The 10913-nt window shown below is 60.3% G+C and carries 11 protein-coding genes; 7 read left to right on the forward strand and 4 right to left on the reverse strand.

Annotated features, from left to right (window positions below):
- Positions 1-767, reverse strand: a 767-nt coding sequence (locus AACS18_RS18500) for a LuxR family transcriptional regulator (protein ID WP_108612986.1), incomplete at its 3' end; no start/stop codon positions are given.
- Between the two features lie 215 nt (positions 768-982).
- Positions 983-3088, reverse strand: coding sequence for a TonB-dependent hemoglobin/transferrin/lactoferrin family receptor (locus AACS18_RS18505; protein WP_108612987.1), 2106 nt, complete (start codon positions 3086-3088; stop codon positions 983-985).
- 192 nt (positions 3089-3280) lie between these two features.
- Here AACS18_RS18505 and AACS18_RS18510 point away from each other — a divergent pair, with 192 nt between their 5' ends.
- From AACS18_RS18510 to AACS18_RS18520, 3 genes are read left to right on the forward strand one after another with little or no spacing between them, the layout of a single operon-like run.
- Entirely contained in the window at positions 3281-4252 is a 972-nt protein-coding gene (locus tag AACS18_RS18510; RefSeq protein ID WP_108612988.1) for a ChaN family lipoprotein, read from the forward strand.
- A gap of 25 nt (positions 4253-4277) precedes the next feature.
- Positions 4278-4832 (forward strand): cysteine hydrolase family protein, encoded by a 555-nt coding sequence (locus AACS18_RS18515; RefSeq protein WP_058057836.1) that lies wholly within the window; start codon positions 4278-4280, stop codon positions 4830-4832.
- Between the two features lie 37 nt (positions 4833-4869).
- Positions 4870-5253 (forward strand): hypothetical protein, encoded by a 384-nt coding sequence (locus AACS18_RS18520; protein WP_005335256.1) that lies wholly within the window; start codon positions 4870-4872, stop codon positions 5251-5253.
- 86 nt (positions 5254-5339) lie between these two features.
- Here AACS18_RS18520 and hutZ read toward each other — a convergent pair whose 3' ends face one another.
- Positions 5340-5897, reverse strand: coding sequence for a heme utilization protein HutZ (hutZ, locus tag AACS18_RS18525; protein ID WP_108612989.1), 558 nt, complete (start codon positions 5895-5897; stop codon positions 5340-5342).
- Positions 5894-6406 (reverse strand): heme utilization cystosolic carrier protein HutX, encoded by a 513-nt coding sequence (gene hutX, locus AACS18_RS18530; RefSeq protein ID WP_005362516.1) that lies wholly within the window; start codon positions 6404-6406, stop codon positions 5894-5896. The genes hutZ and hutX overlap by 4 nt, the downstream gene beginning before the upstream one ends.
- A 170-nt stretch (positions 6407-6576) precedes the next feature.
- On the opposite strand from hutX, the gene AACS18_RS18535 reads away from it, so the two are divergent.
- The 4 genes from AACS18_RS18535 (at position 6577) to AACS18_RS18550 (ending at position 10884) form a co-directional block, all read left to right on the forward strand.
- Positions 6577-7428: a heme/hemin ABC transporter substrate-binding protein gene (locus tag AACS18_RS18535; protein ID WP_108612990.1), complete on the forward strand. Its 852-nt coding sequence runs from the start codon at positions 6577-6579 to the stop codon at positions 7426-7428.
- Positions 7425-8456 (forward strand): FecCD family ABC transporter permease, encoded by a 1032-nt coding sequence (locus AACS18_RS18540; protein WP_181363326.1) that lies wholly within the window; start codon positions 7425-7427, stop codon positions 8454-8456. The genes AACS18_RS18535 and AACS18_RS18540 overlap by 4 nt, the downstream gene beginning before the upstream one ends.
- An 11-nt stretch (positions 8457-8467) precedes the next feature.
- Positions 8468-9292 (forward strand): heme ABC transporter ATP-binding protein, encoded by an 825-nt coding sequence (locus tag AACS18_RS18545; RefSeq protein ID WP_108612991.1) that lies wholly within the window; start codon positions 8468-8470, stop codon positions 9290-9292.
- Between the two features lie 230 nt (positions 9293-9522).
- Positions 9523-10884, forward strand: a complete 1362-nt coding sequence (locus tag AACS18_RS18550) for an endonuclease/exonuclease/phosphatase family protein (RefSeq protein WP_108612992.1) — start codon at positions 9523-9525, stop codon at positions 10882-10884.
- The last annotated feature ends 29 nt before the right edge of the window (positions 10885-10913 follow it).

The raw sequence follows: 10913 nt of genomic DNA on the forward strand, positions 1-10913 counted from the left end.
GCCGTGTCAATGTTCAGCCTGACAATCCCCTGCATCAGTGCCCAGGATATCGCCTGATTTTTGCTGCTTGCCCCCAGCTTCTCCGCGATCCGCTCAAGATGGAAAGTGACGGTTCTGGGCTTGATCCCCAGGATCTGGGCAATATCGCTCACTTGCTTGCCTTCGGCGGCCCATTGGCACACCTCCAGCTCCCGTAGTGTCAGATCTTCCTGAGGAAGCTGCACGGCAAGACAAACACGGGTCACCGCCTCGAAGACATGCACCGCCAGCCAGCTTAAAAAGGGAATAGTCGTCAGCCACTGATGTTCGGTTCGTGACGTACGAGTGATCAATGACAGCAAGCCAACATGGCCATTCGCCCCGTGCCAGGGAATCGTGATCCCGTCGCGCAGCCCCATCTCTTGTGCCTGCAGCATCACTTCCAACCCAGCGATGTCCTGCTGATCGCAACACTCGGTGATCAGATTGGCCCAGAGGATGGGGGTGCTCTGCTTCATTCCTTTGCGCACAACGGGATCTACCGCAAAGAAACGCTGTTTGTCATAGGCCTGCACCCACTCGGCAGGACAGCCGTTGAAAATCCTCACATCAGGACGTTGAATCGAACTGGGAAAGATGAATCCCAGCCGGAAGTGGTCAAATCCCATCTGCTGGCTCAGAGTTCGCAACAGAGTCACTATGGTCTGCTCGTCAGGGGCCTCATTGAAGCGGGTAATCAGCTCAAGTGCATCGGCGGTGTCGAGAAAATAGTTCGATGTCGAAGTCAAAGGCGAGTCGCACCCATTGTAAAGAATTACTAAATATCATTAACAATGAATCAAATAGCATAATATCTCGCCAACACAAAGAAAAGGCGAAGCCAACGAATAACATGGCGTGAGCGGGTCACCTCACGCCTGGCTACATGTATAAAAAATCCCCGCCTGTCAGGGCGGGGATCCGATGCGGGCAACAGCCCTCGATCACTGCGTGTATTGTCTTTTTAGAATACGTATTTGACCCGTGCACTCAGGTTGCGGCCCGGTTCGGTCATCATGCTGTTATCGGAGCCCTCGGCACGACCGGCGATGCGCTCGTAGCTGGTGTACTCCTTGTCAAACAGGTTGAAGACCCCGACGTTGAGCTGCAGGTCGGTCATCGGGTTGAACTGGGCGTACATATCAACCACACCCCAACCGGCGCTCTTCACGTAATCGTTGCCTTTGCTGTCTTTACGGACTTTGTCCATGTTGTCAGCAAAGCGCAGCGCGGTGTTGAAGTTCCACTGGGACTGTTCCAGACGCACACCGACGGAGCCATTCAGCGGGCTCAGGCTGTTGATGTAGTTGCCATCCCCATCCTTGCCTTCGATGTAGGCGAGGTTGCCCCAGACATTGACGATGTCGTTGAGCCAGTAATCCGCCTTGGCTTCGACCCCTTTGGTGGTCGCCTTGCTCAGGTTCTGGTACTGGTAGACGGCGGTGCGCCCCTCTTTGCCCACTTCCACCATCTCGATGAAGTCTTCAAACTTGTTGTAGAAGCTGGCTACTTCATAGCTGAAGCCGTTGCTGCTGCCACGCACGCCAAGATCGATGCCGTCGCTGCTCTCCGGATTGAGGTTCGGGTTGGGCTCGATGCGATAGCCGTACGCCTGATGGTTCAGGGTGGAGAAGGCGCTGTCATACATGGGGGCCTTGAAACCGTGGCTGTACTGGGCGAACAGGTTGGCCGCCTCGTGGGCCTTGAACACCAGACCCAGCTTGGGTGACAACTCCCCTTCGGAGAACTTGTGCAGCTTGTCGCCTGTGTAGGCCGGATCGTTGTCCGGGGTCATCCGGTAGTAGTCATAACGGGCACCCGGGGTCAGCACCCAGCGCTCGCCAAACTTGATCTCGTCAAAGGCCCACAGGGCGCTGCGCTCGCTGATGGTAGCCGGGAAACTCAGCTCGTTGTAGCCGACAAAATCACCGGGAGTCGTCGGCCCCTTGTAACGGGTACGTTCGTTGTCGGTGTGCTCGTATTCAGCCCCCCAGGCTAGGCGGTGGTTGGCGACCGCCTTGTGGAACTGCAGCTGGGCGCCGATGTTCTTCTGATCGAACACGTTGTGATCCAGCGAGTTTTTGGTCACATAGGGGTTGCCGGGGCTGACCGGATACTTGGATGAGGCGTACTGATCCAGCGTCTGCTTGGTGCGGGCGAAGTAAACCTTGCTATCCATCCGATCGGCCCAACCTTGATTCAGCGCGATGCCGTGATCCAGCACCACAGAGAGGTTGTCGGTCTGCTTGTCGGTGATGGGCTGATCAAAGACACGGGCAGTACCGGTACCGACCTTGTTGAGCTTGACCGCATCCGGCTCCTCGCCATCGGTCAGGTAGTCAACGGTCAGCTTGAGGAACTGCTCATCGGAGAGGTTCCACTTGCTCTTGAGCAGCAGGGCGTGGGTACCGATATCGAAGTCGTTCTTGGTGGAATCGAAATTCTGGGTCACACCGCCATCGCGCCAGGTGTAGCGCAGCAGGTTCTCCACTTCACCAGTGCGCAAGGCGCCGGTAAAGCCCGCCATCTTCTGGTGGCTGCTGGAGGCGTAACCGCTGGTCACGTCCAGATAACTATCCTTGCCCTTGAGGAAATCGCTGGCATCCTTGGTGGTGATGGCAATCACGCCACCCAGCGCATCGGAGCCGTAGGCGGCAGAAGCGGGCCCCTTGGCCACTTCCACCTGCTTGATCATGTCGGTATCAAAGTAGCTCTGACCAACCCCGCCCTTGCTGTAGGCATCGTTCTGGCGCACACCGTCGCGCACCACCTTGACCCGGTTTTCACCCATGCCGCGGATGATAAAGGTCTGCGCATCCCCCTGACCGCCCAGAACGGTCACACCGGGTTCGTAGCGGAACAGGTCGGCGACGTTGGTGACGACCTGCTCTTCAATCTGCTTGGCAGTGATCACCGAGATGGGGCCGGAGACATCTTCCAGTTTTTGCTCCATCCGTGAGCCGCTGACGACCACGACTTCATCCGCCTTCTGGGTGGCAGCAAAGACCTGGGAGGAGAGACCGGCTGCCACGGCGAGGGCAACCAGAGAGAGTGCGTTATGATGGGTCACAGCGAATCCTTATTGAGAACTATTATCAAACAGACCGCATATTACCCAGCTCCCGACAAAGATCAACAAGAAACGAAATCATTCTCATTTGTTTTGAACCAAATTGGTTTTACACTGTCGCCCTGTGTTGCCCTTATTCTCTATTAGCCCCCGAGATGCACCGGCATCCGGGCATATCAGCCGTGAGATCCCATGATTAGACGACTTCCCCTGCTCGCCCTACCGCTGCTACTGGCAGCCTGTGCCACCCCCACCCAGCCAACCGTGTCATCACAGTTGCAGACGCTCTATGACTACCGGCTAAGTAGCGAAGGAGATGCAGACCTGACGCTGGAGCAGACGATCGCGCGCATTGCCGACGCCGACATCATTCTGGTGGGGGAGCTGCACAGCCATCCCGCCGTGCATCTGTTGCAATCGCGCCTGCTAAGCGGGCTCTACACCGCAGGTCAGCAGCACGGGCGGCCATTGGCCCTCTCCATGGAGCAGTTCAGCCGCGCCGATCAGAAGACGCTGGATGCCTATCTGGCGAATCAGATTGGTGAAGCGGCCTTGATCCGCGAAGGCAACGCCTGGCCCAACTATCCGAGCGACTACCGCCCGCTGGTAGAGTTTGCCAAGGCTCACCAGATGCCGGTGATCGCCGCCAACGCCCCCAAACCGCTGGTGAGCTGTGTCGGTCAGGAGGGGGCTGAGTGGCTCGACAAACTGCCAGCCGCACGTCGCAGCCAGCTGGCCCGCCAGCTGACACTGGGGGATGATCCCTATCGCCAGAAATTTATGGCCTCCATGCACCACGGCGATGCCGATAGCAACGCCCGCCGCTTCGCCGCCCAGACCAGTTGGGATGACACCATGGCCGAGAGCATGGTGGATTATCTCGCCAAGCACCCGGGCCAGCAGATCATGCATATCGCCGGCAATTTCCACGTCGAGGGGGGGCTTGGGCTCGCCAGTCGCATCGCCAGCCGCAATCCGGCCCTCAAGGTAGCGCTGGTCGTGCCTCGTACAGATGAGACCTCTGTTGCAGATCGCGCAGCCGATGTGCAGGTAACCATCATGCCGCTGCCTAAGCGCTGGCAAAACAGTGGCGAGATGAAGCAAGATATGGGCGCGCTGCATCAATCCCGCAGTCGTGACTGCAGCCAGTGGCTGCAACCCTAATCTTCCAGGAAACGGCGGGTAAAATATGGATGTGTTACTGATCATCGATGTGCAGCAAGGCTTGTTCAACGAGCCCCGTTACCGCCAGGAGCAGGTGCTGGCCAATATCAATCGGGCTGCGGCCCATGTCAGGCAGCAACAGGGACGGGTCATCTATATCCAGCATGACTCGCCCCCCGGTACCGAACTGGAACCGGGCACCCCGGGTTGGCAGTTGCATGCAGCACTGCAACCGGCCAAGGGAGAGAGCCGGGTGCGCAAAACGGCCTGTGACAGCTTTCTCGACACCGAGCTCGCCTTCCTGCTGGCCGAGCAGCCGGTCGATCGACTCATTCTCTGTGGCTGCGCCACCGATTTTTGCGTCGATACCACGGTGCGCAGTGCCGCCTCCCATGGGTACGAGGTGCTGGTATTAAGCGATGGTCACACCACCGCTGATCGCCCCCATCTGAGCGCAGCCCAGATCACCGAGCACCATCACTGGATGTGGCGCCACCTCAGCCTGCCGGAGGGGCGCAGTGTGACCCTGCTCACCACCGACGAGCTGCTGGCAGTAACACCCGCCCTGCAGCCGTGCTAATCTGCGAGCCTCGCCTCGTTTCTCACTGGAGTCTGTCGTGCGCCTGTTGTCTGCCACCCTGTTGTTGATCGTTCCCCTGCTGTCGGCCTGCTCCAGCTTGCCCGGACAGAAGTATGACGGGCCGGAACCTCTGTTTCTGACCCACATCAACGAGGAGGGGAGTAAACGCTTCACCTTTGAAGCCGCGCCCAACGACACCTTGCCACGCGGCCTCTCGGCGGCCCAGAGCCAGCGGCTGCTGGAACAGCGGGAGGCGTTACAGGAGAATCTGCTGACCGAGACCCTGGCGACCAAGCAGTATTGCCGCCAGGGCTACATCGTACTGAGCCAGACCTCCTGGAAGGTGCGGGGCGAGTGCAACGAAACGGCCACCGACGCCGATCGTCGCGCTTTTCCCAACAAGGCCAGCTGGCAGGATTGAACTGGCGGATGAGATAACACAATAAAAACGGGCAGCCAATTGGCTGCCCGTTTTGTTATGACGGCTGTCGTAGTTGGCAGGGATTATCAGACCGGCGCATCGGCCGGGCTGGTGAGCTCGGCACCGTTGTCGATGCGCTTGTGCCCTTCCACCAGATGGACGAAATCCACCAGCTCGTCACCGGAAACCGCGAACGCCTGTCCGAAGCCCTTGACGAACAGCCCCTGTTCCGGCTTGAGGCGGAACAGTTTGAAATCCTTGAGGTTGGAGAGACCCTTGATGATCTCGCCAAAACGACCTTCCAGCGCTGTGACCGCCTTGCTCCAGCGGGCGTCGTCACGGGCCACCACTTCAGCCACCGCATCGAAGGTCAAGCGCTTGCGGGCAAACAGCTCGCGGGCACCGCTCTCATCCTCGATCAGCATCAGGGATACTCGCGGCACCTGTTGCAGGTTACGGGCGTGGCGAGCGATCTCGGAGATCAGCACATAGTAGCCATCTTCCTGCAGCACAAACGGGGCATAGCTGGCGTTGGGATTGCCTTCACCATCGACGGTGGCGAGCTGCAGGGTACGGCAGCTGTCGCGAAACTCGCGGATCTCCGGTTGCAGGCGGTTCTGCAGACGCTCCTGACGTTCACTCATGCTTTGACTTCCTCTTGAGAGTTGTGGCGCAGCGCCATAAAACGGGTGACCTGATCGGCCAGCAGCTGGCGTTTCTCGTCGCGACCCAGATAGACCTTGAAAATGCAGCGGCCGGAGTGACCGAAGAACTGGAAGGAGTGCCCCTCCTTGCCCATGAACAGCTTGCTGACCAGCGCAATCCCCGCCACGTTGTCGAGCTTGAGGTGACCATGCAGCTCACCGTCGCGGCCCATCAGGTTGTAGTAACCGCGTGCGTCCTTGCCTTTCGGGAAGGGGGCTTTTACCTCGAAGATGGATCCTTCTGATTCGACGATGGTGGTCACCGGGCCCCAGTCGGCCAAATCTTCCAGCAGACCTTGTGCGCGATCGGCGGGTAGCAGGGTCACCAGCTCGGCGGGCAGATGGCGAACCACCTCCCATTCGCTGATGGCAAGCTGGGCCGCCAGAGTGGACGGATGAGCGCCGGGATCCTGCTCCAGCAGCGCGTGAATGCGTTGTGCAATGCTCATGTTTTCTCCCTCTGCGGGACCATATTGTCCCGCTGTTTATCATGGCGGCTACTCTAATAAAGCACCGAAACCAATGCAATTGATAATTGCTATCATTATCAGTGCATTTTTTCCAAAGCCTTGATATTCTCGGCGGCACACCCGTTTCATTCACCCCTTCGGAGGTTAGCATGGGCCGTCGTCTTGCCCTCGCCATCACCCTGCTCTGCAGTTCACTCTCTCCCTTCTCTGCCGTTGCCGCCGACGGACAGAAAGAGCGTATCGTCAGTATCGGCCCGGCCACCACAGAACTCATTCTGGCCCTTGGCGGTGAATCGAGCCTGATCGCCACCGATGTCAGCAGCCCCTTGCCAAAAGGGTTGCCCAGGGTGGGCTATCACCGGGCGCTGGCCGCCGAAGGGATCCTGAGCCTCTCCCCCACCCGACTGGTGGGCAGCGACGAGATGGGCCCGGCCCCGACCCTGGATCAGCTGCGCCGTGCCGGGGTCAAGGTGGAGGTGCTGGATACCGCGCCGACCCTCGCCAACCTCAATCAGCGTATCGACACCCTCTCCAGCCTGCTGGGCGATAAAGCCGCAGGCGATCGCCTGAAGGCTGAGATCCAGGCCCAGACCGCTCAGCTGGCGGCGCAAGCCAAACAGAACAAACCGCTCAAGGTCGCCTTCCTGCTGCTGCACAAGGGGCAACCCACCAGCATCGCCGGGGGGGACACCACCGCCAGCGCGCTGATTTCGCTGGCAGGCGGCATCAATCCGGTCGCCGAGTTGCGCAACTACAAGCCGGTATCCGCAGAATCCCTCATCGAGATGCAGCCCGATCTGGTGCTGGTCAGCGGTCGTGACTGGCAGCAGTATGCCGACCCGGTCAAGGTGCTGGCCGAAGTGCCCGCCCTGGCCGCAACCCCGGCTGGCAAGCGTAACGCCATTCACGCCATCGACGGCCACGCCCTGCAAGGGGGCCTGAGCCTCAACTCCCTGCAACAGGCGAACCAGATCGCCCAGTGGATCAAGCAGGGGTCATGATGCGGTTACCCCTCTCCTGGCTGCTGGCCTTTACCACGGCCGCACTGGCACTGTTGCTGCTCGGTTCGCTGGCAACCGGCCCCATGACCCTCACCCTGGGCGAGAGTCTGCGGGCGCTGTTTGCCGGGCAGGAGAGCGGGATTGAGTCGCACAAACTGCTGATCGTGCAGGAAATTCGCCTGCCGCGTACCCTGCTCTGCATCGCAGTGGGGGGGATTCTCGGGCTCTGTGGCGCCGTGATGCAGGGGCTGTTTCGCAACCCTCTGGCTGACCCCGGCATCATAGGTGTCTCCGGCGGTGCGGCGCTCGGTGCGGCGCTCGCCATCGTGCTGCTGGCCCCCCTCGGCCAGCAGCTGCAAGCCACCATCGGGGTTGGTCTGCTGCCGCTGCTCGCCTTTCTCGGCGGCGCGCTCACCACCACCCTGGTCTATCTGCTCGGCACCCGTGAGGGGGGCACCTCGGTTACTGTCATGCTGTTGGCCGGGGCCGCCATCACGGCGCTCTCCGGTGCGGTGATCGGCCTGCTCACCTATCTGGCAGACGATCAGATGCTGCGCAACCTGAGCCTGTGGCAGATGGGAACGCTGGCAGCGGGCAAACCGGCCGATGTGGCGCTGGCCCTGCTCACCCTGGCGGCCCTGCTGTGGCTCTTTATGCGCGATGCCAATCCCCTCAACGCCCTGCTACTGGGTGAAGGGGAGGCCCGTCATCTTGGGGTCAATGTGCAATCCCTCAAACGCCGCCTGATCCTGCTCACCGCGGCGGGCGTCGGGGTGGCGGTGGCGGTATCGGGGATGATCGGCTTCGTCGGGCTGGTGGTGCCCCATCTGGTGCGCCTGCTGGCAGGCCCCAACCACATCAGGTTGCTGCCGCTCTCGGCCCTGCTTGGCGCCGCCCTGCTGCTGGCGGCCGACATGCTGGCACGCACCCTGCTGGCCCCGGCCGAGCTGCCGGTGGGCATCATCACCGCCCTGCTCGGCGCCCCCTTCTTCATCTGGCTGCTGGTAAAAGGCCGCCGCGCCCTGTGATACGGACTGTTATGCAACCTCTCTCATCCTCACTCTCATCCTCACTCTCCTCCCCCCTGTTGGCTTGCTCCCGACTCAGCCTGCGCCGTGGCCAGCGCCAGATCCTGGATGGGCTCGATCTTAGTCTCGAGAGCGGCACCCTCACCGCGCTGCTCGGCCCCAACGGGGCGGGCAAGAGCTCGCTGATCAAGTGCCTGACCGGCGAGCTGGAATATGAGGGTTCCATCACCCTGTTTGGCGCGGATCGCCAGCAGTGGGACAGCGGCCAGCTTGCCCACCGGCTCGGGGTATTGCCGCAAAGCTCCTCCCTCAACTTCCCCTTTCTCTGCGAGGAAGTCGTCGCCATGGGGCGCTTGCCCCACAGTGAACCGGCGGCGCGGCGTGACGAGATTGTGGCGGCGGCCATGACCCATGCCGGGGTCGAGCATCTGGCCAAGCGGCTCTATCCCGGGCTCTCTGGCGGCGAGCGGCAGCGGGTGCAGTTTGCCCGGGTGCTGGCGCAGATTTGGCAGGCCCCCTCCCCGACCGGTCAGGCCGAGCAACCCCGATTGCTGCTGCTCGATGAGCCCACCTCGGCGCTGGATCTGAAATACCAGCACCAGCTGCTCACCATGGCGCGTGCCCTCGCCAGCCGCAATACTGCAGTGCTGGTGGTGCTGCACGACCTCAATCTGGCGGCGCGCTATGCCGATCGGCTGGTGATGCTGGAGCGGGGCAAACTGATGGCCGATGGCACGCCTGCCGAAGTGCTGACCCCCGAGCTGATTGCCCGTCTCTATGACTATCCGGCACAGGTGATCCATCACCCCGAGAGCGGCCTGCCGATGGTGGTGTGACAAACTCAGAGTGCGGTAACGGCAGGAAGTGCGCCATTCATCCCGGAAACTGCAGCGTATAAACCGGTTTTTCACACCCCATATCGCCCTGCTAACATTCATCATCGCCAGATATGTGGTGTGAATATCCTCACACTTTACTCAGGCAAAATCCCCGCAGCATCGCCCTCTACTTATAATGGCGCCGCCTCACAGAAGGCATAACTCATTGATGCTACGGAACAATTACAATGAAAAATATCAACAAGACCCTACTGGCTGCCGCCATCTCCCTCGGGATGCTGGCTGGCTGCAACAGCGACAACGACTCAAAGGCAGCTGATCCCATGGTTCGTTTTGCCACCTTCAACCTCTCTTTTGACCGCACTGCCGCCGGTATGCTGACCGGTGAGCTGGCGCTGACCCGCACCGAGCAGGATGCCCTGCTGGCCCGCCTCGCCGAAGGGAGCCTGAGCGGCGCCACGGAAACCAAAGCCAAGAACGTGCAGCAGATCCGCAACGTGGCGGAGATCATCCAGCGCACCCGTCCGGATGTGTTCCTGCTCAACGAGTTCGACAACGACGGCAAAGGCGAGAGCACCGCCGATCTGAAAGCCTTCAACGACAACTATCTGGCTCACGCCCAGCACGCAGAGGTGACGGCCATCAGCTATCCGGTGATGCAGAACTTCGCCACCAACACTGGCCTGATGAGCGGTTATGACCTCAATCTGGATGGCAAGGTCAACAGCGGCCCCGACGATGCCTGGGGCTTTGGCAACTACCACGGCCAGTACGCCTTTGCGGTGATGTCCAAATACCCCATCGACACCAAGCAGATCCGCACCTTCCAGCACTTCAAGTGGAAGGATATGCCGGGCGAGCAGAACCCCATCATCGATGACTGCAACAATCCCAAGGTCAAGATCCCGGCCAGCCGCCAGTGTGGCGATGCATGGTATTCAGACGCAGCCTGGCAGCAGTACCCGCTCTCCTCCAAGAACCACGCCGATGTGCCGGTACGGATCAAGACAGAGAAGGGGGAAGAGGTGATCCACTTCCTGATCTCCCATCCGACCCCACCGATTTTTGCCAACGCGGCGCGTCACACCGTCAAGCACAACCATGCCGAGATCGCCTTCTGGAATGACTACGTCAAGGGTCTCAACTACATGACCGATGACCAAGGCACCAAGGGTGGACTGGCCAAAAACGCCAAGTTCGTTATCGCCGGGGATCTCAACGCCGATCCGCTCACCGGTGACGGCGACCTGACCGCCATTCAGGATATCCTTAACAATCCGCTGATGAATCAAGCCATCACCAATGGCACCCTGATCCCGGTCAGCGAAGGGGGCCCGGAGTGTGTCAGCAAGGGGACCGACTGCAAACGCAACCTCAATCGCCCCAACCCGGAACGCATCACCAACTCCAGCGTGCTGCAGCTGGATCACGTCATCCCCTCCGCCAACCTCAACGCGGTCAAGAGCGGCGTCTTCTGGCCTGCCAGCTTCGAGGCCGGTTATCACCTGGTCTATGATGCGAAACTCGGCATCGCCAAGGGTGTCAGTTCGGATCACCGCATGGTCTGGGTCGATCTCAAACTCGATTGAGCCACCCACTGATAACCAATTCGGGGGCC

This window comes from Aeromonas sp. HMWF015, assembly GCF_963878965.1.
GTDB lineage: Bacteria > Pseudomonadota > Gammaproteobacteria > Enterobacterales > Aeromonadaceae > Aeromonas > Aeromonas veronii.